Origin of the sequence: Streptomyces sp. NPDC058257, assembly GCF_042881845.1 — a bacterium.
In the GTDB taxonomy this organism is placed as follows: domain Bacteria; phylum Actinomycetota; class Actinomycetes; order Streptomycetales; family Streptomycetaceae; genus Streptomyces.
On sequence record NZ_JBHVXJ010000014.1, the window covers coordinates 17,858 to 41,914 of the forward strand.

At 70.2% G+C, this 24,057-nt stretch carries 22 protein-coding genes and 1 pseudogene; 12 read left to right on the forward strand and 11 right to left on the reverse strand.

From position 1 onward, the window contains the following. Positions 1–29: 29 nt before the first annotated feature. Genes ACFVXC_RS28720 through ACFVXC_RS28730 form a run of 3 tightly spaced genes read right to left on the reverse strand, consistent with a single transcriptional unit; the run spans position 30 to position 2,808 of the window. Positions 30–776, reverse strand: a complete 747-nt coding sequence (locus ACFVXC_RS28720; protein ID WP_389910684.1) for a cupin — start codon at positions 774–776, stop codon at positions 30–32. Then, the gene (locus ACFVXC_RS28725) at positions 770–1,693 is read right to left on the reverse strand and encodes a PmoA family protein (protein WP_389910687.1); all 924 of its coding nucleotides are present in this window, start codon (positions 1,691–1,693) and stop codon (positions 770–772) included. The genes ACFVXC_RS28720 and ACFVXC_RS28725 overlap by 7 nt, the downstream gene beginning before the upstream one ends. Next, positions 1,690–2,808, reverse strand: a complete 1,119-nt coding sequence (locus ACFVXC_RS28730; RefSeq protein ID WP_389910690.1) for a Gfo/Idh/MocA family protein — start codon at positions 2,806–2,808, stop codon at positions 1,690–1,692. Before ACFVXC_RS28730 ends, ACFVXC_RS28725 begins: the two co-directional genes overlap by 4 nt. A gap of 337 nt (positions 2,809–3,145) precedes the next feature. Between ACFVXC_RS28730 and ACFVXC_RS28735 the strand changes: the two genes are divergently transcribed. After that, on the forward strand, positions 3,146–4,489 hold the full coding sequence (locus tag ACFVXC_RS28735; RefSeq protein WP_389910693.1) for a Gfo/Idh/MocA family protein: 1,344 nt from the start codon (positions 3,146–3,148) through the stop codon (positions 4,487–4,489). Between the two features lie 60 nt (positions 4,490–4,549). Here ACFVXC_RS28735 and katG read toward each other — a convergent pair whose 3' ends face one another. Further along, positions 4,550–6,763, reverse strand: coding sequence for a catalase/peroxidase HPI (gene katG / locus ACFVXC_RS28740; RefSeq protein ID WP_389910696.1), 2,214 nt, complete (start codon positions 6,761–6,763; stop codon positions 4,550–4,552). A 347-nt stretch (positions 6,764–7,110) separates the two neighbouring features. Between katG and ACFVXC_RS28745 the strand changes: the two genes are divergently transcribed. Beyond that, positions 7,111–7,527, forward strand: coding sequence for a Fur family transcriptional regulator (locus tag ACFVXC_RS28745; protein ID WP_389910699.1), 417 nt, complete (start codon positions 7,111–7,113; stop codon positions 7,525–7,527). Between the two features lie 48 nt (positions 7,528–7,575). Here the strand turns inward: ACFVXC_RS28745 and ACFVXC_RS28750 are convergent, their stop codons facing one another. The 3 genes from ACFVXC_RS28750 to ACFVXC_RS28760 form a co-directional block, all read right to left on the reverse strand. Next, positions 7,576–7,767 carry an SDR family oxidoreductase gene (locus ACFVXC_RS28750; protein WP_389910702.1) on the reverse strand — a complete coding sequence of 64 codons (192 nt, stop codon included), beginning with the start codon at positions 7,765–7,767 and terminating at the stop codon, positions 7,576–7,578. 12 nt (positions 7,768–7,779) lie between these two features. Next, positions 7,780–9,501 carry an acyl-CoA dehydrogenase family protein gene (locus ACFVXC_RS28755; protein WP_389910705.1) on the reverse strand — a complete coding sequence of 574 codons (1,722 nt, stop codon included), beginning with the start codon at positions 9,499–9,501 and terminating at the stop codon, positions 7,780–7,782. A gap of 80 nt (positions 9,502–9,581) precedes the next feature. Then, complete coding sequence (locus ACFVXC_RS28760) at positions 9,582–10,145, reverse strand: PadR family transcriptional regulator (protein WP_389910708.1); 564 nt, start codon at positions 10,143–10,145, stop codon at positions 9,582–9,584. A gap of 393 nt (positions 10,146–10,538) precedes the next feature. Between ACFVXC_RS28760 and ACFVXC_RS28765 the strand changes: the two genes are divergently transcribed. From ACFVXC_RS28765 to ACFVXC_RS28785, 5 genes are all read left to right on the forward strand, one after another. Then, positions 10,539–10,820, forward strand: a complete 282-nt coding sequence (locus ACFVXC_RS28765) for an Lrp/AsnC ligand binding domain-containing protein (protein WP_389910710.1) — start codon at positions 10,539–10,541, stop codon at positions 10,818–10,820. 228 nt (positions 10,821–11,048) lie between these two features. Beyond that, positions 11,049–12,653: a PP2C family protein-serine/threonine phosphatase gene (locus ACFVXC_RS28770; protein ID WP_389910713.1), complete on the forward strand. Its 1,605-nt coding sequence runs from the start codon at positions 11,049–11,051 to the stop codon at positions 12,651–12,653. Next, positions 12,650–13,744, forward strand: a complete 1,095-nt coding sequence (locus ACFVXC_RS28775) for a B12-binding domain-containing protein (protein WP_389910715.1) — start codon at positions 12,650–12,652, stop codon at positions 13,742–13,744. Before ACFVXC_RS28770 ends, ACFVXC_RS28775 begins: the two co-directional genes overlap by 4 nt. Next, positions 13,741–14,193, forward strand: a complete 453-nt coding sequence (locus ACFVXC_RS28780) for an STAS domain-containing protein (protein ID WP_389910718.1) — start codon at positions 13,741–13,743, stop codon at positions 14,191–14,193. The genes ACFVXC_RS28775 and ACFVXC_RS28780 overlap by 4 nt, the downstream gene beginning before the upstream one ends. A gap of 60 nt (positions 14,194–14,253) precedes the next feature. Further along, positions 14,254–14,769 (forward strand): MarR family winged helix-turn-helix transcriptional regulator, encoded by a 516-nt coding sequence (locus ACFVXC_RS28785; RefSeq protein ID WP_389910721.1) that lies wholly within the window; start codon positions 14,254–14,256, stop codon positions 14,767–14,769. On the opposite strand, the pseudogene ACFVXC_RS28790 reads toward ACFVXC_RS28785, so the two are convergent. Beyond that, a pseudogene (locus ACFVXC_RS28790) lies at positions 14,770–15,067 on the reverse strand (SDR family NAD(P)-dependent oxidoreductase); the annotation flags it as partial. A 339-nt stretch (positions 15,068–15,406) separates the two neighbouring features. Here ACFVXC_RS28790 and ACFVXC_RS28795 point away from each other — a divergent pair. Then, complete coding sequence (locus ACFVXC_RS28795) at positions 15,407–16,627, forward strand: metallophosphoesterase (RefSeq protein WP_389910724.1); 1,221 nt, start codon at positions 15,407–15,409, stop codon at positions 16,625–16,627. A 302-nt stretch (positions 16,628–16,929) separates the two neighbouring features. Here the strand turns inward: ACFVXC_RS28795 and ACFVXC_RS28800 are convergent, their stop codons facing one another. Next, positions 16,930–19,140, reverse strand: a complete 2,211-nt coding sequence (locus ACFVXC_RS28800; protein WP_389910727.1) for an MMPL family transporter — start codon at positions 19,138–19,140, stop codon at positions 16,930–16,932. Positions 19,141–19,476: 336 nt separating this feature from the next. Between ACFVXC_RS28800 and ACFVXC_RS28805 the strand changes: the two genes are divergently transcribed. After that, positions 19,477–20,679 (forward strand): sensor histidine kinase, encoded by a 1,203-nt coding sequence (locus ACFVXC_RS28805; protein ID WP_389910730.1) that lies wholly within the window; start codon positions 19,477–19,479, stop codon positions 20,677–20,679. Here the strand turns inward: ACFVXC_RS28805 and ACFVXC_RS28810 are convergent. Continuing rightward, a complete protein-coding gene (locus ACFVXC_RS28810) occupies positions 20,654–21,322 on the reverse strand; it encodes a response regulator (RefSeq protein WP_389910733.1) in 669 nt (222 codons plus the stop codon). The two genes, ACFVXC_RS28805 and ACFVXC_RS28810, sit on opposite strands and share 26 nt — an antisense overlap. 249 nt (positions 21,323–21,571) lie before the next feature. Then, positions 21,572–21,994 (reverse strand): secondary thiamine-phosphate synthase enzyme YjbQ, encoded by a 423-nt coding sequence (locus ACFVXC_RS28815; RefSeq protein WP_389910736.1) that lies wholly within the window; start codon positions 21,992–21,994, stop codon positions 21,572–21,574. Positions 21,995–22,095: 101 nt separating this feature from the next. Between ACFVXC_RS28815 and ACFVXC_RS28820 the strand changes: the two genes are divergently transcribed. The 3 genes from ACFVXC_RS28820 (at position 22,096) to ACFVXC_RS28830 (ending at position 24,020) form a co-directional block, all read left to right on the forward strand. Continuing rightward, positions 22,096–22,179 carry a putative leader peptide gene (locus tag ACFVXC_RS28820; protein WP_349817350.1) on the forward strand — a complete coding sequence of 28 codons (84 nt, stop codon included), beginning with the start codon at positions 22,096–22,098 and terminating at the stop codon, positions 22,177–22,179. 126 nt (positions 22,180–22,305) lie between these two features. Next, the gene (locus tag ACFVXC_RS28825; RefSeq protein ID WP_389910738.1) at positions 22,306–23,238 is read left to right on the forward strand and encodes an ABC transporter permease; all 933 of its coding nucleotides are present in this window, start codon (positions 22,306–22,308) and stop codon (positions 23,236–23,238) included. Next, positions 23,211–24,020: an ABC transporter ATP-binding protein gene (locus ACFVXC_RS28830; RefSeq protein WP_389910741.1), complete on the forward strand. Its 810-nt coding sequence runs from the start codon at positions 23,211–23,213 to the stop codon at positions 24,018–24,020. Before ACFVXC_RS28825 ends, ACFVXC_RS28830 begins: the two co-directional genes overlap by 28 nt. The last annotated feature ends 37 nt before the right edge of the window (positions 24,021–24,057 follow it).

A 24,057-nucleotide genomic window follows, 5' to 3' on the forward strand; every position in this document is an offset into this window, starting at 1 on the left:
ACGGGCGTTCTCAGTGCCGAAAGGAGCGGTTACTCGCCTTGGTACGGGAGCGTGGTGCCCGGCAGCTCGTACTCGTCGCGACGCCCGCACATGCCGTAGCCGCCCCGGCGCGAGGGCCGGCTGTCGTGCGAGCCCGATCCCGCTAGGTAGTCGGGGGTGCCGGATTCAAGGGCGTCGAGTTGCGCGCCGGTGCGCTCGGCGGTGGCGAGCGCACCGGCCCGCCACAGCTCTCGCCAGGTGGGGACCTTGTCCTTCACGATCCGGGCTGCTGCCTGCTGGAATTCGAGGTAAGGGCCGTTGTCCCCGGCCCGCAGCGCCTCGCGCAGCGGCAGGTATCCCTCGACGGCCAGGTCACGTCGCTTGCGGGCGGCGGCTTCCGCCTCCGGCCCCTCCTTGGCGGGGAGCTTCGCCGCGGCGGCGTACCGCTCGGGGTCGGCGAGCACGTCGGGCGGGAAGGTGAAGACGGCGTCCCCGGCCTCGGGCAGGCCGCTGTTCTGCATGAGGACCGTGATCCGCAGCTCGCCGCCCTGCACCATCCGGTGCACGGTGCCGGGCGTGAACCAGGCGACCGAGCCCGACTCCAGGGGGACCTCGCGGTAGCCGTCGGGGCTGAGCGTCTGGACGGCGCCGCGGCCACCGGTGACGACATACGCCTCCGTGCACACCAGGTGCAGATGGGGGCTGCCGCCGCACACGCCGTCGGCGGCCTCCCAGTCGTAGGCGGTCAGGTGCGAGAGGCCGACGGCTCCCGGCAGCGGGTGCGGAAGGCTCACCATGTCAGTCCCTTCAGGTGGGTGGCGACGCGGTCGCTGTCCCAGGCGCCGTCGGCGACCACGACGCGGTAGCGGTAGGTGAAGGACGCGCCGGGCGGCAGCGCGAACTCATCGAAGAACGCCCAGGAGAAGGCGACGGTGGGGATGGGCTCGGAGCGTACGAACCAGTGCGATTCGTGGATCGCGCTCGTCTTGTCGAGGTTCTCGGGGGCGTGCGCGAAGACGAGCGTGGAGTGCGCGTCGACGTCGTCGTGCTCGGCGGTGAAGGCGAGCCAGGGGCCCTGGGTGCCCATGAGACCGGCCGCGTCCTTCTCGGCGTCAGGCCCGAAGGCGTCACCGCCGGTGAAGTCACGCGGTCCGCGCCACTGCAGGCCCGTGTATCCGGCCATGTCGCGGCCCGCGGTGGTGGGCGAGCCGAAGCGCAGCGGCTCGTCGCGGATGTTGGTCAGGCGGATCGACCAGTCGAGGGCCCAGGACCCGGCGTCCTCGTCGACCGAGTGGACGGTGATGCCGCGCTCTTCCCTGGCCCACTCCTGGCCGCCGTTCTCGACCCAGGTGAGCTCTTCGGTGAGGTGGAGGCGGTCGTCCTCGACATCGAGGGCGGGGAAGCCGTCGTGGCGCATGGATCCGACCCGCTCCGGCAGGCGCAGGTACCCCTCGCCGTGGACATAGCAGTTGCCGCCCCAGAAGTTCTGCCCCGACAGATGGCTCGCGGTCATCTGGAGGCCCTTGTGCCAGCGGTGGTCGTTCGGGCGGTATCCGGAGACCTGGTGTCCGGCCAGCGTGCGCAGGGGGTGGATGTAGGGCTTGCGGGCCTCGAAGGCGTCCGGGTCCGGCGCGTAGACGTAGCTGAGCAGCTCGACGTCGCGAGACCTGACCGTGATCCGCTCGCCGTGGGTGTGGGTGACCTGAATCGTCATCGCTGGGGGCTCCAGTCGGGGTGGCTGCCATGCATGGCCGGGTAGTAGGGGTCACCGGCGGCGATCTCGCCCGCGAGCACCGGCGCTCCGGTGAACGCCGACTTGTAGAGCGCCGCGGCGAATTCGAGGGTGCGCCGGGCGTCGGTGCCGCTGCCCGGCGGCCGTACGCCCTGCTCGTACGCGTCCAGGAGGGCGCCGAGCTGGGCGGCGTGCGAGCTGGGCACGTCGGTGGCGTGGGTGCGCCAGGCTTCGGCGCGCGCGGCGTCGACGTGCGGGGCCGGGGTGTAGGTCCAGTCGTCGTTGGTGTGCCGGTAGAGGTGGGTGAGTTCGACCGTCGCGTCGGCGCAGTCGACGCGGATGCGGCTGACCTCGTCCGGGGACAGGACGCTGTTGACGACGGTGGCCAGCGCGCCGCTCTCGAACCGCACCAGGGCGGTCGAGACGTCCTCGCTCTCGGTGTCGTGGACGAGGCGGGCCGCCATGGCGCGCACCTCGGTCCAGTCGCCGAGCAGATGCAGGAGCAGGTCGAACTGGTGGATGCCGTGACCCATGGTGGGACCGCCGCCCTCGCTCTCCCACCGGCCGCGCCACGGCACCGCGTAGTAGTCGCTGTCGCGGTGCCAGGTGGTCTGGCAGTGCGCGACCCGGGGCGCGCCCAGTTCACCGCCCGCGATCAGCTCGCGGGCGTGGACAGCACCGGAGCCGTAGCGGTGCTGGAAGACCACCGAGGCGTACGCTCCCGAGGCCTCCTCGGCGGCGGCGATCTCGTCGTACTCGGCGAGCGAGAGGCACAGCGGCTTCTCGCACAGCACCCAGGCGCCCGCCTTCAGCGCGGCCACGGTCTGCGCCCGGTGCAGCGACGGCGGGGTGCCGATCAGGACCAGGTCGGGGCGGACCGCGTCGAGCATGGCGTCGAAGTCGGCGTAGCCCTCGACGTCCATGCCCATCGTCTCTGCCTCGGTGCGAAAGGCGGCGAGCCTGGCCGGGTCGACATCGACGGCGGCTGTCAGCTCGACCCGGTCGCAGTGGGCCCGCAGGGCGGGCAGATGGCTGCCGGTCACGATGCCGCCCGTGCCGACGACAGCGGCACGTGGACGGGTGGGGGTGGAGGACATACGGTCTCCTCGAACGAGCTTAGAAAGCGCTTGCACTGGGGCAGACCCTAGGCACCCCGGGAATGTCAGGACAAGACCTCGGAGCCGAAAACTGAATCGACTCAATACGTGGGCGGTGAGGTTTGCCCACCCACCGCCCATCACCCCCGCGCCGACCTGGGTCTTCGCCAATACCGGCGGAGGCCCTCCAAGTCATCGACGCAGCAGACGCGTTCGCCCCCCTTGCTCGACACGGTCGCACCTGCAACCGTTGCGGCGCGATCACCGCCTCCCCCGCCCCGCCGTGACGCCCGCCCACGGACATCCCGCACGCCCCCTCTCCTCGAACGGAATCCGCATGCCTTTCGACGCCTCGCGCCGTCGCCGCTGTGCCGTGGTGGGACTCGGCGCCCGCGCCCAGCTCTTCACCGAGGCGCTCGCCGGTCCCTACGCGGACCGGATCGAGCTGGCCGGCTTCTGCGATGTCAACGCCCACCGCATGGCCGTCCACAACGACTGGATCGCGACCGCCCACCCCGGCCGCCCGCCCATACCCACGTACTCCGCCGACGACTTCGAGGAAATGCTGCGCCGTGAGCGCGTCGACCTCGTCGTGGTCTGCACCGTCGACCACCTGCACGACCACTACATCGTGCGGGCGCTCGAAGCGGGCTGCGACGTGGTCACCGAGAAGCCCATGACCACCAGCGCCGAGCGCGCCCACCGCGTCCTCGACGCCCAGCGCCGCACGGGCCGTGAGGTACGGGTCGCCTTCAACTACCGCTACAACCCCGTGCACTCAGCGGTGCGGGAGCTCCTCGCGGACGGCGCGATCGGCGAAGTCGGCTCGGTGCACTTCGAGTGGCTGCTCGACCTGCGGCACGGCGCGGACTACTTCCGCCGCTGGCACCGCGACAAGGCCAACTCGGGGGGCCTGATGGTACACAAGGCCACCCACCACTTCGACCTGGTCAACTGGTGGCTGGGCGCGCGGCCCGAGACCGTCTACGCACAGGGCGGACTCTTCTTCTACGGCGACGACGCGGGCAACCGGCGCGGCCTGGCCCGTGACTACACCCGCGCGCACGGCTCCGCCGCTGCCACGGGCGACCCCTTCGCCATCCGCCTCGCCGACTCCTCCGTACTCAGCGCCCTCTACTTGGACGCGGAGGCGGAGGACGGCTATCACCGCGACCGGAACGTGTTCGGGCCCGGGGTGAGCATCGAGGACGACATGGCGGTCCTCGTGCGGTACTCCTGCGGCGCGACCCTCACCTACCACCTCACCGCGTACGCGCCCTGGGAGGGCTACCGGATCGCCTTCAACGGCAGCGAGGGACGCGTCGAACTCCTCGTGGAGGAATCCACCTGGACGCGCCCCGACGTACGGAACGACGGCGCGAGCGCCGTCATGCACGGTGCGGCGGTCGGCGACGAGGCGGGCCGCACCCAACTGCTGCTCCGCCGCTTCTGGGAGGAACCCCGGGAGGTGAAGGTGCCCACGGGCGAGGGCGGGCACGGCGGCGGGGACGCGCGCATGCTGGCCGATCTCTTCGGCGAGCGGGTCCCCGGCGACGCCGACTCCCTGGGCCGCGCGGCGGACGCGGGCGACGGAGCCCGTTCGCTGGTCACGGGCCTTGCCGCGAACCACTCCTTCGCCACGGGGCTTCCGGTCGACGCACGCGGCCTCCTGGACATCTGAAACGACGTCCGGGCCGGCCCACATGGGCCGGCCCGGACGTCTCGCTCAGAGCTGTCGGACTCAGACGAGGTCGAACCGGTCGAGGTTCATGACCTTGTCCCAGGCCGCGACGAAGTCCTTCACGAACTTCTCCTTGGCGTCGTCGCTCGCGTAGACCTCGGCGAGCGCGCGCAGCTCGGAGTTGGAGCCGAAGACGAGGTCTGCGCGGGTGCCGGTCCACTTGACCGCGCCGCTCGCGTCACGGCCCTCGAACTCGTCCTGCGCCGCGGACGTCGACTTCCAGGTCGTACCCATGTCGAGCAGGTTGACGAAGAAGTCGTTCGACAGGGTGCCCGGCTTGTCGGTGAGCACGCCGTGCTTCGACCCGGCGTGGTTGGCGCCCAGGACGCGCAGACCGCCGACGAGGACCGTCAGCTCGGGCGCGCTCAGGGTCAGCAGGTTCGCCTTGTCGATCAGCAGGAACTCGGCCGGCAGGCGGTTGCCCTTGCCGGCGAAGTTGCGGAAGCCGTCGTTGGTCGGCTCGAGCGCGGCGAACGACTCGACATCCGTCTGCTCCTGCGCGGCGTCGACACGGCCCGGCGTGAACGGCACCTCGACCTGGACGCCGCCGTCCTTGGCCGCCTTCTCGACCGCCGCGGAGCCGCCCAGGACGACCAGGTCGGCCAGCGAGACCTTCTTGGCACCGGAGTTGAAGGACGACTGGATGCCTTCGAGGGTGCGCAGGACCTGCGCGAGGTCGTCCGGGTTGTTGACCTCCCAGCTGCGCTGCGGCTCCAGACGGATACGGCCGCCGTTGGCGCCACCGCGCTTGTCGCTGCCGCGGAAGGAGGACGCCGCGGCCCAGGCCGCGGAGACCAGCTGCGAGGTGGTGAGGTCCGAGCCGAGGATCTGCTCCTTGAGGGAGGCGATGTCCGCGGCGTCGATCTGCTGGTCCTCGGCCGCCGGCAGCGGGTCCTGCCACAGCAGCACCTCGGAGGGCACCTCCGGGCCGAGGTAGCGCACGATCGGGCCCATGTCACGGTGCGTCAGCTTGTACCAGGCGCGGGCGAACGCGTCCGCGAACTGGTCCGGGTTCTCGTAGAAGCGCCGCGAGATCTGCTCGTAGACCGGGTCGAAGCGCAGCGACAGGTCGGTGGTGAGCATCATCGGGAGGCGCTTCTTCGACGCGTCGAAGGCGTCGGGGATGATCGCCTCGGCGTTCGTCGCCACCCACTGGTGGGCGCCCGCCGGGCTCTGGGTGAGCTCGTAGTCGTACTCGAAGAGGTGCTTGAAGAAGTCGTGGCCCCACTGCGCGGGGGTGGTGGTCCAGATGACCTCGAGACCGCTGGTGGTGGCGTCGGGGCCCACGCCGGTGCCGTGGGAGTTCTTCCAGCCGAAGCCCTGCTGCTCCATGGGCGCGGCCTCGGGGTCGTCGCCGATACTCTCGCTCGGTCCTGCGCCGTGGGTCTTGCCGAAGGTATGGCCACCGGCGATGAGCGCGACGGTCTCCTCGTCGTTCATCGCCATGCGGCGGAACGTCTCACGGATGTCGCGGGCCGCGGCGACCGGGTCCGGGTTGCCGTTGGGGCCCTCGGGGTTGACGTAGATGAGACCCATCTGGACCGCGCCGAGCGGCTTCTCCAGCTCGCGGTCGCCGGTGTAGCGCTCGTCGTCGAGCCAGGTGGTCTCGGGGCCCCAGTACACGTCCTCGTCGGGCTCCCAGACGTCGGCACGGCCGCCGGCGAAGCCGAAGGTCTTGAAGCCCATCGTCTCCAGGGCGACGTTTCCGGTGAGGACCAGGAGGTCGGCCCAGGAGAGGTTCTGGCCGTACTTCTGCTTCACCGGCCAGAGGAGCCGGCGGGCCTTGTCGAGGCTGACGTTGTCCGGCCAGCTGTTGAGCGGCGCGAAGCGCTGCTGGCCGGCACCGGCTCCGCCGCGGCCGTCGCTGATCCGGTAGGTGCCCGCGCTGTGCCAGGCCATGCGGATCATCAACGGGCCGTAGTTGCCGAAGTCGGCGGGCCACCAGTCCTGCGAAGTGGTGAGGACCTCCGCGATGTCCCGTTTCACGGTCGGCAGGTCGAGGGTGTTGAACGCCTCGGCGTAGTCGAATGCCTCGCCCAGGGGGTTGGCCACGGCGGGGTTCTTGGCGAGGATCTTCAGGTTGAGCCGCTCCGGCCACCACTGGCGGTTTCCACCGCCCTGGGTCGGGTGCGGCGCGCGACCGTGTGCGACCGGGCAGCCGCCAGTCTCTTCCGGCTTCGGGTCTGTGACGATCGCGTCATGGTTCTCAGTCATGGGAATCCTTCCGGACGGGGCGGATCACGGTGCTCAGGAACTGCGAACGGCAGAGCAGTCGGGGGCGACGGGGGTGCGGCAGGCAGGATTGTCCAACGGGGCGGTTTCCTGTATCAGTTGCAGGCTGAGGACGCCCACCTGCTCGGCGGATCGCTGCTCCGCGAGCGGGGTATCGGATGCCGGGGCGTACGGATCCGCCTCCTGAAGTCACGCGCTGTTCCCTGCTGTTGCCCTGTCCCTTGGCCGTCGGCCGGAACTGATCCTACGATGGACTAAGTCCAAGTCAATACGACAGACGGGTCCGTACGAATTCATTCGTCAGACAATGCACAGTTAGGCTGGTAGGCATGAGCGATCTTCTGGAACGGCTCCGCGGACGTGGCTGGAGGATGACCGCGCAGCGCCGGGTGGTCGCCGAGGTGTTCGACGGTGAACACGTCCACCTGACCGCTGACGAGGTGCTCGCGCGTGCCACTGCCCGGCTGCCGGAGATATCTCGCGCCACGGTCTACAACACCCTCGGTGAGCTGGTCTCCCTCGGCGAGGTGATAGAGGTGTCCACCGGTCGCGCGAAGCGGTACGACCCCAACGCCCATCACCCCCACCACCATTTGGTGTGCTCGAGCTGCGGCGCCATCAAGGACGTACACCCCGGCGGCGACCCGCTGTCGGCGCTGCCCGCCTCGGAGCGGTTCGGCTTCACCGTCTCCGCGGCCGAGGTGACGTACAGGGGAGTGTGCCCGGACTGCACCGCATCCGACTGAGCGGTGTGGCGCGGTCCGGGCTCCGGTCACTGGGGGCGCGCCACCGCATCAGGCCCGCGCGCCGCCCTGGCCCCGCAGGACCCTGCCCGTCACGAAGGAAGAGCGGTCGCCGAGCAGCCAGGCCGCGGCCTGGGTGCTCTCGTCGGGGTCGGCCGCCCCGCGCATCGGAGTCAGTGCCTTGAGCCGCTCGGTGAGTTCGGTCATCAGCACCCGGCGCATGGACGCGCCCCGCTCAGCCATATATGGCGAGTGTTACGGCGCCATCTCGTACTCCCCGGCCAGCGCCTCGACGCGCTCCCACACCCGCGCCGAGCGTGCGTCGTCGACGACCGGGCGCCGCACCGCGCCGAGCGCCCAGCTCTGCTGCTGAGCGGTGGCGGAGTCCTTGCCGTGCAGTTCGACGGCGTGCGCGGAGAAGTCGCGTACGAGAACGGCGAACAGTTCGTCGAGCACGTCCCCGTCGAGGCCGGTCAGGCGCGCCTGCTCCAGGATCAGCTGGCCGTGCACGACAAGGGCGAACAGTTGGCCGACGGAGAGGAGAAGGTCGAGGTCGCGGCTCTGCTCCTCGCCGGGGGCGGCCGTCTTGACGAACTCGCAGAGGGCGTCGGCCTGTTCGCGCAAGCGGGCGACGTTGGGCATATCGGCGTACGCGTCGTAGGCGGTGCGCCAGTCGTGGAAGCGTACGGAGCCCAGGCCGCGGGCCGGTCCCTGCCGGAAGAGGAACGCGTCGTCGGCCGCGTCGAGCCGCGTCGGCACGGGCTCGTACTCGGCGGGGTTCAACAGGTGGTTGCCCATGAACTTGAGGATCAGCGCGAGGTTGACATGGACGGTGCCCTCCAGCTTCGGCAGGCCGCGGATCTCGACGGCGGCCTGGGCGAAGTAGGTGTCCTTCTCGAAGCCCTTGGCGGCGATGACGTCCCACATCAGATCGATGACCTTCTCGCCCTCCGTGGTCACCTTCATCTTCGTCATGGGGTTGAAGAGCAGGTAGCGGCGGTCGTCAGGGCCCGCGGAGCGGAAGTAGTCGACGGCACGGTCACTGAACAGCTTCATCCCGACGAGGCGGACATACGCGTCGGTCAGCTCGCGGCGCACGTGCGGGAAGGCGGTGACGGGGCGGCCGTAGAGGATGCGCCCGGTGGCGTGGGTGACGGCCTCGTACATCGCGTGCTCGCAGATACCGATGGAGGCGGTGCAGAGGTTGAACTTGCCGACGTTGACGGTGTTGAGGGCGGCGTCGAAGGCGGCGCGGCCGGTGTGCAGCACGTCGTCGGGGCCGACCGGATAGTCCTCCAGACGGAACTCGCTGACGTACTTCGACGAATCGACGACGTTCTTGACCAGGTGGTACGACGAGTGGCGGCTGTCGGCGGCGAAGAAGACGTAGCCGTCGGGGCCCTCGACGTCGGTGCGGCGGCCGAAGACGGAGACGAGTCCCGCCGCGTTGCCGTTCCCGATGTAGTACTTGGAGCCACTGGCCCGGAAGCCGCCGTCGCCGTCGGGCTCCAGGAGCATGTCCGTGGAGTAGATGTCGGCGCCGTGGGTCTTCTCGGACAGGCCGAAGGCGAACACCTCACCCTGGGAGAGGAGTTCCGCCGCACGGGTGCGGGCAGCCCCGTTCTCGCTCTGCCAGACCGGGCCGAGGCCGAGGATGGTGACCTGCCACGCGTACCAGTAGTCGAGCCCGTAGAAGCCGAAGATTTCGTTGAGGGCGGCGATCCGCGCGGTGTCCCAGCGCGCGTCCGGCTTCCCCTCGGCGGAGGCGGCCGGGGTGAGGAAGGTCGCGAAGAGCCCCTCCTTGGCGGAGAAGTCGAGGAAGTCCGCCAGCCAGGCGCGGGTGCGGTAGTCCTCGATCAACTGACGCTTGCCACGGGCCTCGAACCAGTCGACGGTGGCGCGCAGCAGCCTGCGGGTCTCGGGGTCGAACTGCTTCGGGTCGTAGGTACGCGGGTTGAACAGCAGCGGGTCGGCCATGAGTGTTCGCCTTTCCGGCTCGGGATGTTGGGGATGTTCGGCGGGTGAGGGGCGGCGGGGTGGAGGAGCGGCGGGCCGGGTCAGGCCGCGGGGCCGAGCCGGTGCAGGGTGTCGAGCACGTCGTCGAGCCAGGCGAGCGTCATCCGTTCGTACGCGATGCCGCCGCGCAGCACGACATGCTGGAGCTCCCGACCGGCATCGGGCGTGGTGGGCGCAGAGGCATCGGACCCGGTGAAGTCACGCCGCTCCCCCGCCAGATAGCGCGCGAGGCGGTCGGCGTGCGCCTGGCGATGCCGCTCGACCTCGCGGATCAGCGCGACCGGGTCGTCGAAGGCGGCACCGCGGATCTTCACGGCGAGCTCGTGCCGCACACTCTCGGGTTCGATCGGCTCGTGCAACCACCGCGAGAGCACGGACCGCCCGAGAGCGGCGACGGAGTACTCCTTCTTGTCCGGCCGTGCCTGCTGCGGCACCTCGCGGGCGTCGATCCACCCGTCGCTCTCCATGCGTTTGAGCACTCGGTAGATCTGCTGGTGGGTGGCGGTCCAGAAGTAGCCGATGGACCGCTCGAACCGCCGGGCCAGCTCATATCCGGAGCCCGGCTGTTCCAGCAGCGAGACGAGGATCGCGTGCTCTAGCGCCATGCCCCGATCCTGCTATGCAACTCGTTGCATAAACAAGTGGAGCCGCCCTGGTGAGACACGGCTCACCCGGCGATCGACGACCGCTCCTCGCCAGTGGCGTGACCGGCCCGGCGCCACACGGCGTTGGAGGCGCGCAGTCGGCCGAGCGCGGCGAAGGGCAGTGCGCGCGGCGGGGCCAGGGGGATCGTGAAGACGGCCAGGAGGTCAGCTGGCGCCAGACATCGGCGGCCTCCTCGGCGGTGCGGCGCTCGTCCTCGGCGGAACGGCGCACGGTGAGAGTGCCAAGAGCCAGGAGCAGGCCGACCAAGACCAGCAGCGTGGTGGACTTGGCCGGACCCGGCGCCCTCCGCGGCTATCGGGCCGTGGACGACACCACCAAGCACCGCTGCTCTTTTGCTCTTTCGAGGTACTGCTCGATCTCACTCCCGAATCCCAGGGCTCCGAACCGTCGAGCGGTTCGAACGGACCCTCGCCGAAGCCGATGAGGTCGTCGAGCTGCGCCGCCTGTTCGGCAGCCCCGACCGTGTCGTGCGCGTCGCCGTCGCCGTCGCCGATCTGGCCGTGTACGAGACCTTTCCGAGCGAGCCGGTCACGACCATCCCGCGCGTCGAGAACGCCACTTCGCACTTCCCCATGAACAACGTCAAGCCGGCGCCGTGGACCGGTTGCCCGTAGGGCGGGGCGCCCTGATGGGGTGTCCCGATCCGTCCCCTCCAAACCCCTTCGCGGCAAGACTCTTTCGCGGGCGCGAGTGCTGGTTGCGAGGCGCGTGTGGCTTGAGCGATGGTTGCTCAAAGGCAATGTTCCTTCTAGTCGATGAGGTGAGGGATTCGCGTAGCGAGTCCTCAATTTTTGGTCTCTCCCCCAGCGCACATCGGCGCCGTCCCGGAGCATGACTCACCGTTGAGCCGTGCTCCCTATCCCGTCCTCGTCGCTGACGTCGAAGGCACCATCGTGCTGCGCAGTGACGCGGCAGGTGCGCTCCTGCCCGGGGCCCTCCCCGGAACCGTCCTCACCGATGTGGTCCCCACCTGGCTCTCCGCCGCGCATGACGCGCTGAAGGCGCCTGGTCGGCGCGTCGGGCGAGCAGCGGACACACCGGTCTCGGGGACCGTCAGCGAGCGCAGCTTCGAGGCGCACTCCAGCGTGCAGGACGATGGCACCGTGGTGTGGTGGCTGGTCGACGACACCGATCACCAAGTGGTCCGTGAGGCTCTGCGAATGGAGCGTGAACGGACCGAGTTCCTGGCCACGGCCTCCAACCTGCTGCTCTCCTCCCTGAATCTGGAGCGCTGCATGGACGTGACCGCGCAGCTGGCCGCGGAGCACCTCGCCGATACCGCGCTGGTCATCGCGCCCTCGCGCGGGCAGCGGCTGCCCGTCGTGACGTGCCTGCACGGCGCCGCACCCGTCCGGTCCCAGGAGTCGGTCGATCCGGACGACGTGCCCGGTCTCAGCGAGGCGCTGCGCGGATTCCCGCCGGTGCCCTCACGATGGATCGACCCCTCCGTCGCACCGGACTGGATGGTGCCCGAGGACTTCGGTCCCGTCGGCTCGATAGTGATCACCCCGCTGCCCGGTCACGGTGTCGCAGCCGGTGCGCTCGTCCTGCTGCGCCGCTCCGGCACGGCGGCGTTCACGGACGGTGAGGAGGTCTTCGCCCGGCTGTTCGCCACGCGCGCCGGAGCCGCCATGTCGGCCGCACGTCTGTACGCGGAGCAGATCTCCATCACCGAGGTCCTGATGCGGGAGTTGCTTCCCCCCTCACTGCACCAGATCTCCGGAGTGGACTTCGCCGGTGGCTACCGCCCCTCGGAGGACCATGAGCGGATCGGCGGGGACTTCTACGACGTGCACCCCGCCACCGCCGAGGGCGAAGAGTCGTTCGTGGCGCTCGGGGATGTCTGCGGCAAGGGTCTGGAAGCCGCCGTACTCACCGGCAAGATCCGCAACACCCTGCATGCTCTGCTTCCCCTGGCGGACGACCACCAGCAGATGATCAGCCTGCTGAACACCGCTCTGGTCAATTCCCATCACACCCGGTTCGCCACGCTGGTGCTGGCCTCCGCCGTGCGGGAGGGCAGCGGGGTGAGCCTGCGGCTGACCAGTGCCGGTCATCCGGCTCCGCTGATCGTCCGTGCGGACGGTGTCGTGGAGGAGGCCGAGACACGCGGCACGCTGGTGGGGGCGATTCCCGAAGCCCGTGCCCACACCGCTGCTGTCACGCTCGCGCCCGGGGAGTCCTGCGTCCTCTACACCGACGGGATCACCGAGGCCAAGGGCGGGCCGTTGGGCGGGGCCGAGTTCGGTGAGAATCGGCTCCAGCGTGTCCTCACGGAGTGCGCGGGCATGCCGTCCGCAGGCATCGTGGAGCGTGTCCAGATGCTCGCGTCCCAGTGGGTCGGAAAGGGGCGGCACGACGACATGGCCGTCGTGGTGATCTCCGCGCCACGCACCCATTATCTCAGTGCGGTGAACGGCCACACTCGGGGCAGGTACACGGCATGAAGACCTGTACGCCACACCGGCCGGCAGCCGGCGAAACGGTCCGGCAACTGGCCGACGAGCTCTGGGAAGCCGTGTCGGCGGCCGACGAATACGCCGCCACCGACATGGTGCTGCACGCCCTGGACGACGGCGTCGCGCCGGAGAGCGTGCTGCTCGATGTGGTCGCGTCGGTGCAGGGCAAGGTCGGTGAGGAGTGGGCCGCCAACCGCCTCACCGTGGCCCAGGAGCACGCAGCGACCGCCATCAACGAGCGGGCGGTGGCCGCGCTCTCGGTGCACCCGGCCGCACGCACCACCCCGGACCTGGGCAGGATCACGGTGGCCTGTGTGGACGGCGAATGGCACGCGCTGCCCGCGCGTCTGCTGGCCGAGGTCCTCAAGCTCCGCGGCTGGCACGTCGACTACCTCGGCGCGCAGGTCCCCGCCCCGCACCTCATAGCCCACCTGCACCGCACCGACACCGACGTGGTCGCGCTCTCCAGCTCGATCGCGGCCCGGCTGCCCACCGCGCACGCCGCGATCACCGCCTGCCAGGCCGTCGGCGTACCCGTGCTCGCCGGTGGAGCCGCGTTCGGACCCGACGGCAGGTACGCCCGCCTGCTCGGTGCCGACGCCTGGGCTCCTGACGCCCGAGCCGCGGCCGACCGGCTCGCCCGGGCACCGCTGCCGCGCCCGCTCCCCGATCACCAGCCCATCGACGACCTGCCCCACCTGGAAGACCAGGAATACACCTTGGTCTCCCACAGCAGGCCCACCCTCGTGCGCTCCGTCTTCACCGCCCTCGAAGACGCGTTCCCCGCCATGCGCACGTACAGCGAAGCGCAGCGTGAACACACCGCGGAAGACCTCGCGCACATCGTGGAATTCCTCGCCACCGCCCTCTACCTCGGCGACGAGGACCTCTTCACCAGGTTCCTCACCTGGACCGCCCAGATCCTCACCGCCCGCGGCGTACCCGCGCACAGTCTGCCGCCGGCCCTGAGCATCCTGGCCCGCGAGCTCAAGGACTTCCCCAGAGCCACCCGAACCCTCGAACACGGCATCGACGCACTCACGCCGCAACACCCCCTCACCGCCGGAAAGCCCGCATGACCACCACGCCGCCCTCCCCTCCGCGCCTGACCACGGTCGACACCGAGGACACCGTCCGCATAGAGCTCCACGGCGATCTCGACTACGACCACGCCGACCATCTCCTACGCGCCGTCACCGACAAGCTCACCGAACACCCGCTCCTCGGCGACCTGCACCTGCACTGTGCGGGGCTCGACGTCATCGACTCCACGGGGCTCTCGATCCTGCTGATGATCCACCGCAGGACCAGCGCGGCGGGCGTCCGGCTCCATCTGGACGACCGCACCGCGAAACTGGATCGGCTCCTGGCCCTCACCGGTACCCTGGACCATCTGACGGCACCCCTCACCGGGCACCGTGAACACCCCCTCGGCAGCACGGCAGAACCCCCGATGACTAGCGGGGAAGCGAGACCGGCCCGCCCCACCGGACCGCACCGCACCACCGGACCGCACCGCACCACCTGACGCAGCTCCACCCCCCGACCAGGACCGGGGAACGGAGCCCGACACACTGACGGGGCGCACATGCCAGTACCAGAATCCACCTCACGCAGCTACTCCCACGAGGCCACCCGGTCCGCCGGTGAGATCGTCGAACTCCTCGACGTGATGTGGGAACACGCCCGAGAATCCACCGCCATCGCCCCCGCGTCCACGTCGCAACTACGCCTGATGTACGTCGTCGACCGTGATGAGGGGATCCGCATGCGCTCCCTGTGCAAACGGCTCGCCACTTCCCCTCCCTCCGTCACCCGCCTGTGCGACCGCCTGCAGGCCATCGGCTTCCTGGAACGGCGACCGTGCCCCGGCAACGGACGGGAGGTCACTCTGCGGCTGACCGTCGAGGGCAGGACTCATCTGCAACGCGTCCGCGGGCAGCGCGAGAACACGCTGCACCACGCGATCAATGCCCTGCCCACCGCCGATCGGCGCGCGCTGGCCAGAGGGCTCGCAGGACTCCACACCCAGCTCACCACCGACGCCGACTCCCATGTCGACGCCGACGAGAACAGCAGACCCGGCTTCATCCCCGCGGCCTGACCCTCGGTCCACCTCCAGTGATTCCATCGCTGTTCCCAGCGACGAGAGGTCGGCGAGGTCCAGCCGTACGGCCCGCACCCGCGCGCCGGGGACACGCGCACGGCACGGATCGAGGCCATGGCGGCCTCGGCCCTGGCGGGATTCCGGCTGCCGAGTACGACGGTGGCTCCGGTCGCCGACAACTGCTCCGCGACGAAGTACCCGATGCCGGCGTTGCCGCCGGTGACCAGGAAGACGCGGCCATCGGCACCGGCAGCCGTTGGACATTCCAGGGCGGGGCGGTGGATGTGGATGACATGGCGACGGGGGTCCCTTGCTGTCGAACGCGGCTGCGGCTGCGGCTGCACTCATGGGGAACTCGGCAGCCTCGGTTCCAGCGGCCACCGGCACATCGCCTATGGATCTGGATCACCGACAGTTCCGCCGAACGTCCGGCGTCCCGCCGAGGCGGCACCTCGGACACGGGGGGCCACGGGCACAGAATCGATGTGCGGCGGCTCGTGCCCTTGCCGGGTGCGACATCGAGGTGGCCCCTCGCCAGGGCATTCATCCGGTTCGATCAATGATCGACAAGACGGCCCCCGGGGCAACCGGATACATTGCGCGTCGACTGACCGGCTACTTCAGGAGGGGAAGCGTGACCGACACCAGCGAAGCCCGATCCGCGGACGTTTCAGCGCACGCGACCCAGCAGAGCCGACTGCGCCGGCTGATGCGCTACATCCCTTTGATCGCCCCCGTCCTGCTGTGGACCGTGCCCTGCTGGGTGCTGCTGTACACCGGCCAGCACTGGCCGCTCCCCGTCACGCTCGCCGGCACCGCGCTGTTCGCCCTCGGCCTGATCGGTATGCCGCTCGCGATGACGCGCGGCCACGGCCGACGGCAGCAGGACTGGGCGGCGATCGTCGGTGACACCCTGCTGGGCGCCAGCTGGGTGCTGTTCACCTGGTCCGTCCTGCTCGGCGCCCTGCTGCGCCTCGCCCTGACCGTGGCCGGCGTCAGCGACGGGCCGAGCCGGGCCCGGATCGTCACCTGGGCCGTACTCGGCACGGCCACCGCGCTGCTCGCCTGGGGGTACGCCGAGGCCCGCCGGGTGCCACGGGTACGGCAACTCGACGTACAACTCCCGCGTCTGGGAGCCGGACTGGACGGCACCCGCGTCGTCCTCATCACCGACACCCACTACGGCCCGCTCGACCGCGCCCGCTGGTCGGCGCGGGTCTGCGAGACGGTCAACACCCTGGAGGCCGACCTGGTCTGCCACACCGGCGACATCGCGGACGGCACGGCCCAACGCCGTCGCGCCCAGGCCGCCCCGCTCGGCACCGTGCGAGCCACCCGGGCCCGGGTCTACGTAACCGGAAACCACGAGTACTACAGCGAGGCGCAGGGCTGGGTCGATCTGATGGACGAGCTGGGCTGGGAGCCGCTGCGCAACCGTCATCTGCTGCTCGAACGCGGCGGCGACACCCTCGTGGTCGCCGGCGTGGATGACGTCACCGCCGAGTCCTCCGGCCTGGCCGGCCACCGCGCCCACCTCGCCGGAGCCCTGACCGGCGCCGACCCCGACCTGCCGGTCCTACTCCTGGCCCACCAGCCCAAGTTCGTCGACCGGGCCGCGGCAGGCGGCATCGACCTGCAACTCTCCGGCCACACCCACGGCGGCCAGATCTGGCCCTTCCACCACCTCGTCCGCATCGACCAGCCGGCCCTCGCCGGCCTCAGCCGCCACGGTGCCCGCACCCTCCTCTACACCAGCCGCGGCACCGGTTTCTGGGGCCCGCCGTTCCGCGTCTTCGCCCCCAGCGAGATCACCCTGCTCGTACTCCGCTCCCCGCAGCGGTCCCCCACGCCCTGACCCGGAGCGGGCCGACAATCCCGCACGGACCGGCTCACCGAGTCGGACATCGGACAGTCGTCGGCTGCGCCCACCACGCCGAGCCGAGCCGAGCCGAAGGCGCGGAGTCCACGTACGATTCGGTGCTCGCCTGCTGACGGCTACGGCACCGAGTCTCTACGACCCGTCAGGTTCACATCCCACTCGTCACACGGAGTCGAAGCCGACCGCCGCATCCGGTCAGGACCTCGGCCACCTGGATGCGGCTGGCCCGGGGCCGACGACGCTCGGCATACCCCTCGCACAGCGAGTCCTGAGCCGGCTCAACGGGTCGGCGCGACGTCGGCTTCCTTGTGGGCGGGTTCGCGGGCCTCGGGGACCGTGCTGCTGAGGTTCTCGCCTTCGACATCGACGTGCGGCAGACGTCGATCGAGCCAGCCGGGCAGCGACCAGGCCCGCCCGCCGAGCAGGGCCAGGACGGCGGGCACGATGGTCATGCGGACCACGAACGCGTCGAAGACGACCCCGATGGCCAGACCGAAGCCGAGCGACTTGATCATGGCGTCGTCGCCGCCGATGAACCCGGCGAAGACACCCGTCATGATCAGCGCGGCCGCGATGACGACCTTGCCGCTGTGTCGGAAGCCCTCGGTGACCGCCTGCCGCGGATCGGCGCCGTGGACGTACGCCTCCCGGATCCGGGTGACCAGAAAGACCTGATAGTCCATGGCCAGGCCGAAGACGATACCGACCAGGAGGATCGGCATGAGGCTCATGATCGGACCGGTGGTCTCCAGGCCGAACAGGTCCTTGAACCAACCCCACTGGAAGATCGCGACCACCGCGCCGAGAGAGGCCAGGACGGACAGCAGAAAGCCGAGCGCCGCCTTGAGCGGCACCAGGATCGAGCGGAAGACAAGAATCAGGACCAGAAAGGCCAGGCCGACGACGAGCGCCAAATAGGGGACGATCGCGTCCGCGAACTTCGAGGCGACGTCAATGTTCATCGCGGTGGTGCCGGTGACCATGGCCTGTGCGCCGGTGGCGGTCTGGACGCTCTTGGCCTGGTCGCGGATGGTGTGGACGAGGTCTTTGGTCTCCTCGCTCGCGGGCGAGCTATCGGGGACGAGGGTGACCATCGCCGTGTCACCGGTCGGGTTGTACGTGGCCGGGGCGACGGTGGCCACGTCCTTCAAGCCCTTTACAGTGCCGTCGAGTTGACCGACCGCGGTCTTCGTGGCAGCCGGATCGCCGCCGCTGACGACGAGCGTCAGCGGGCCGTTGAAGCCGGGGCCGAACGACTCGGCGAGCATGTCGTAGGCCTTGCGCTCGGTGGTGGAGACGGGCTTGCTGCTGTCGTCGGGCAGACTCAGTTCGAGCCTGGTCGCGGGCAGCGCGATCACACCGAGGCCGAGTACCGAGAAGAGCAGGACCTTCCACGGGCGGCGCAGCACGAAGGCCGCCCAGCGCTCCGCCAGGGGCGGCTTCGTGGCCTTCGTACCGGCGGACTTCTTGCGGGAGGGGCGGCCGAGAACGCGCTCGGGGGCGAAGGCGAGCAGGGCCGGGACCAGGGTGACGGCGACCAGGACGGCAACGACGACGGCACCGGCGGCGGCCATGCCCATGGCCGTGAGGATGGGCAGGTTCACCACAGCCAGGCCGACCAGGGCGATGACGACGGTCAGACCGGCGAAGACCACCGCGGACCCCGCGGTGCCGTTCGCCCGGGCGGCCGCCTCGCGGGCGTCGTGGCCCACGGCCCGCTCGGATCGGTAACGGGAGACGATGAACAGGGAGTAGTCGATGCCCACCGCGATGCCCAGCATGGTCGCGAGGGACGAGGTGCTGCTGTTGAGATCGAGGGTTGTGGTGAGCGCGGTGATGGCGCACACGGTGATGCCGACACCCAGCAGGGCGGTCAGCAGCGGCATGCCGGCCGCGACGAACGAGCCGAAGGTGACGATCAGGATCAACGCGCCGAGCACGAACCCGATCGCCTCGGAGGAGCTGCTCGCCTCGGCGGGTGCCAGCGCGCTGCCGGACGCCTCCACGGTCAGCCCCTGGCCGCGTGCCGCGTCAAGAGCGTCGTCGAGGTGGCTGTGGTCCGCGTCCGTCAGTTCGGCGGGCTTGGTCTTGTACGTGACCTGGGCGTAACCGGTGGTGCCGTCGGCGCTGATGGTCTTGCCCTTGAACGGGTCGGCGACCGAGGCGACGCGCGGCGAGGAGTTCCGCAAGTCCTTGAGCAGTGAGGAGACTTCGGCCCGCGGCTCGCCGACGGCAAGCTTCTCCCCGTCGGGTGCCCGGACGACGACACGGACGCCCGCCCCGTCGGCGTTGGCCGCGGGGTACTTCTCACCGAGCACGTCGTACGCCTTCTGCGCCTCGATGCCGGGCAGGGTGATATTCGAGTCGCCGCTGCCGCTGCTCCCCGCCGCCGCGGCGCCCGCGACGCCGAGTACGACCGCCCAGAGCAACAGGGTCAGCCAGCGACGCTTGAACGCGCCGCGCCCGAGCCGGTGCAGAAAAGTAGCCATGAGAACAACAGACTCCGTACGTCAGGAACGGGACGAGGACGGGAAGCGGTTGGGACCCCGGGCTGCTCGCCCGGAGAGTGTGCCGGGCGCTGTCCCCACAGGCCGCGGCACACCCTCCGGGCGCCGTACGCCTGGGAGCGCCCAAGAGGTCCGGACGCTGACCGTCGTCGTCGATGGGCCGGGCGGGGCACAGGCGCCGGGGGAACGCCCGTGCCCTCGAACCATGCTGCGGCAGCACGCGACGGCGCGGCGTCAGCCCTGGGTACGGAGTGCGGCGTTCCGTGTCGGTCATCCGGCCGACACCACAAGAGCCATCCGGCTCCCTAGGCTGGTGGCGTGGACTGGAAACTTCCTTTCTTACCCGGCATCCGCCGCGTCGTCTCCACCGCCGCGGTGGCGTCCCTGGCCCTGCTGTGGGCGGCCGACATCCTGGTGCTGCTGTTCGTGACCGAGCCGCCGATCGCGCCCACCAGTTGGCTGCCGGTGTTCGTCACCGGCCCCTTGGCCGCGCTCGCGCTGCCCGGGACCCACCACCCGCTGCCTTTCCCGGCGCGGGCGGTGGGTGCGGCCGCCATCTCCCTCACGCTCAGCTGCGTATGCCTGTTCGCCCCGGTGAGCGGGACGGACTTCGGGTATCTGGAGATGTTCGCGCTGCTGTTCCTGATCATCCGGACACTCGCCCAGGTCCACAGCACCCGCACCATGGCGTGGGCAGTCGCCGCCCTGGCCGTCGGCATGCTGATGCAGACGTTGCGCACCCGGACGCTGGACGGCTTCGTCGGGGGCAGCTACATGGTGACGATCCTGCTCTCGCTCGGCATCGCCATGGGGTGCGTCGTCCGTGCGTCCGAGGCCCGTCGGCAGCGTGCCGTACGGGATGTGCGGCACGCCGAGCGGCTGGCTCTGGCCCGTGATCTGCACGACCTGATCGCCCACCACATGACGGGCATCATCGTGCAGGCCAACGCGGCGAGCACCGTTCACGCGACCGCGCCCGAGAAGGTCGAGCCGGCCCTGGAGGCGATCGCCCGGTCCGGTACGGAGACGTTGGAGTCGATGCGGCGGCTGGTGCGGGTGCTTCGTGAGGACGACCATCAGGCGCTGCGGCCGGGCGACCTCCTCGCCGAACTCGGCGATTTCGTCGGTGAGTTCTCCCGGCGTCGGCCCGACGCTCCGGCGGCCCGGCTCGAGGCGAGCGCCGCGGTCCGCACGACCCGGTTGAGCCCGGAGGTCGAGGCGACTGTGCTGCGGGTGGTCCGGGAGTCCCTCACCAATGTGCTGCGCCATGCCCCGGGCGAGGCGGTGACCGTACGTCTCGACTCCGACCCGGGGTGGGTACGGGTGACGGTGATCAACAGCGCGGGGCAGCGCCAGGCGGACCATCCGGCGGGCGGGCGCAGCGGCTTCGGTCTGATCGGTCTTCGCGAACGCGTCGAGGCGCTCGACGGCACGTTCCGGGCCGGTGTCACGAGCTCCGGTCAGTGGGAGGTGGTGGCCGGACTGCCACGCCCCCTCACTGGCGCGGGTCCCGCGAGGTGACCACACCGTTCTCCCATGCCCAGGCCGCGATCTCCACGCGGTTGCGGGACTCGACCTTGACCTGGATCCGGGCCAGGTACGTCTTCACCGACGACAGCGACAGGAACAGTTCCTCGGCGATCTCCTGGTTGGTGCGCCCCACGGCCACGAGGCTGGCGATCTCCGTCTCCCGGGCGCTCAGCCCGGCGGCCTCCTGCTGCTCCTCGCCGCCGGCTCTGTGCTGCAGCCCGCGCAGCAGCCGCACGGTGACCGCGGGCGAGACCAACGCGTCGCCGCGAGAGGCCGCCCGCACCGCCTCCACTAGCAGCGCGGGCGGAGCGTCCTTGAGCAGGAAGCCGCAGGCGCCGTAGCGCAGAGCGTCGCGTACGTAATCGTCCTGGTCGAAGGTGGTGATCACGACGACGTTCATCGCTGATTCGCCAGCCAGGGTGCGAGTGACCTCCAAGCCGTCCATCCGCGGCATGCGGATATCGGCCAACACCACCGCTGGGCGCAGCTGTCGGGCCAGCTCGACGCACTCGACACCGTCTCGGGCGACACCCACGACCCGGATGCCCGGCTGGGCATCGAGGATCATCTCGAAGCCTGCCCGGACCAACTCCTGATCGTCGGCGATCACCACATCGATCAGCTCATCGGCCACAGCCCGTTCCTTCCGTCTCTGGCAGGATTCGCCCCGCACAGGCGCCCACTGCCATGCGACACCGCCCAGCCGCCACCACCAAGTCCCCCTCCGTCCGGAGCTGGGGCTCATCGTAATCTCGGGCAGCCCGCGGGCCGGGCGGGTCCGAGCCTGCGGCTCAACGTGGCCGGAACGGAAGCCGGCCCCCTGCCGGAGGTGGGAGGGACGGCTCCGTCGCCTACACCCACGACAGGCGCCAGGCGGTCTCGGTCAGCCCAGGAAGCTCAACCGCACCTGACGGTCGGGGTTGTCCTGGTTCGTGTCCACCAGACACACCGACTGCCACGTCCCCAGCTCCAGCCGCCCCCCGAGCACCGGCAACGTCGCATGCGGCGGCACAAGTGCCGGAAGGACGTGGTCGCGGCCATGGCCGGGGCTGCCGTGGCGGTGCTGCCAGCGGTCGTCGGCCGGGAGCAGGGTGTGGAGCGCGGCCAGCAGGTCGTTGTCGCTGCCCGCGCCCGTCTCCAGGATCGCGATGCCGGCGGTCGCGTGGGGGACGAAGACGTTGAGGAGGCCGTCGCGGCCGGACGCCGCCTCGCTCAGGAAGCTCTGGACGGCGTCGGTGAGGTCGAAGACCTTCTCGGCCGAGCCGGTGGTGACGTTCAGGACACGGGTGGTGAAAGCGTCGGACATGGGTCCATCCTCCCTCACGTCTCTCCCATTCGCTGATACGCGGCGTCCGCCTTTCGAGACGGCATTGACCGTACGCTGACGATCTGGCTACGTTCAGCGGCATGTTGCGTTCAGCTCTGCTCACCACGCGCGGTCACATCGACCTGCTGCGGGTGGCTTCTGCTGCGTGTCGTCGCGGCTGCTGACGCCCTCTCAGCCTCAGCCCGCTTTTCACCCTCTGCGTTTCTCTGCCCTGATGCCTTCGCGCGGTTGATTTCGCCGTCCCTCGCGTAGGCCTTGCGGGCTTCCCTCCCTCCTGCCGTGGAGCACCCATGAGCATCAGCCATGCACCACCGGACTCCGAGTCCGACATTTCGGGTATATCCAAGTCCGACGCTCCCTCCGAGGACGCCCAGGACGCCAGAGACAGCGATGGCACCGAAGACGCCCGGGCGGCCGAGCCCGATCTCGTCCCCATCGTTCCCGCCTCCACCCGCCGCGCCCGCGTCCCCCGCTGGCTACGCCGCACGTCCGGGCCCGTCGCGCTCCTCGCCCTGTGGCAACTCCTCAGCTCCACAGGAGCGTTGAGCCAGGACATCCTCGCTTCGCCGGGGACCATCGCCGGCGTCGGCCGTGACCTCCTCGGCGACGGTTCGCTGACCTCCGCCATGGGGGTCTCACTGCAGCGGGTCGCGGTGGGGATGCTGCTCGGCACCGTCGTCGGGATCTCGCTCGCGCTCATCTCGGGGCTCTTCCGCGTCGGCGAGGATCTCGTCGACGCCAGCGTGCAGATGCTGCGCACCGTGCCCTTCGTCGGGCTCATCCCGCTCTTCATCATCTGGTTCGGCATCGGCGAGGCGCCCAAGGTCGCCATCATCACGCTCGGCGTCACGTTCCCGCTCTATCTGAACGTGTACGCGGGAATCCGCGGGGTCGACTCGCAGCTCATCGAGGCCGGGGAATCCCTCGGACTCTCGCGGTGGGGTCTTGTGCGCCACGTCATCCTGCCGGGAGCGCTGCCGGGTGCGATGACCGGCCTCCGGTACTCCCTCGGCATCGCCTGGCTCGCCCTCGTCTTCGCCGAGCAGATCAACGCGGACGCCGGGATCGGCTTCCTGATGGTCCAGGCGCGTGACTTCCTGCGGACCGATGTGATCGTCGTCTGCCTGATCGTCTACGCCTTCCTCGGCCTCATCGCCGACTTCATCGTCCGCACCCTCGAAAGGCTGCTGCTGCAATGGCGACCGACGTTCACCGGCCGGTGACCCCCACCGCTCCCGCTGCCGCCGCGGCCACCACCCCCACGGCACGGGCCAATTCGGCCGTACGGGTCGAAGGTCTCACCCGCTCCTTCGACGGGCGCGCCGTCATCGATCAGCTCGACCTGGACGTGCGCCCCGGCGAGTTCGTGGCGCTGCTCGGGCACAGCGGCTGCGGCAAGTCGACCCTGCTCCGCATCCTTGCCGGGCTCGACCGGGACATCGAGGGGACGGTCCTCGTGCCGCGCCGCAAGGCCGTCGCGTTCCAGGCACCCCGGCTCATGCCCTGGAAGCGCGTGTGGCGCAACGTCCTGCTCGGCCTCAAGGGGAATCCCGAACGCGCCGTCGCCGAGCGGGCGTTGGAGGAGGTCGGCCTGGGGCGCCGTACGAACGCGTGGCCCAAGACGCTCTCCGGCGGAGAGGCCCAGCGCGCCTCGCTGGCCCGCGCCCTGGTGCGTGAGCCCGATCTGCTGCTGCTCGACGAGCCGTTCGGCGCGCTCGACGCGCTCACCCGCATCAAGGCCCAGCGCCTCGTCGACGAGCTGTGGCAGCGGCGCGGCTGCGCTGTCCTGCTCGTCACGCACGACGTCGAGGAAGCCGTACTCCTCGCCGACCGGGTGCTCGTCATGGACGACGGGGTCATCGCGCACGAGGCGGAGATCGACATCGAGCGGCCGCGCGGCATCTCCGACCCGCGCTTCGCCGAGCTGCGTGCCGAGCTTCTGCAGCGCCTGGGCGTCGACGCGGATGCCTCCCCCGAACTCTCCCCCGAAGCCGCCTCGGCCTGAACCAGCACCCGAATCCCCCTCCCCGTGAACACCACGA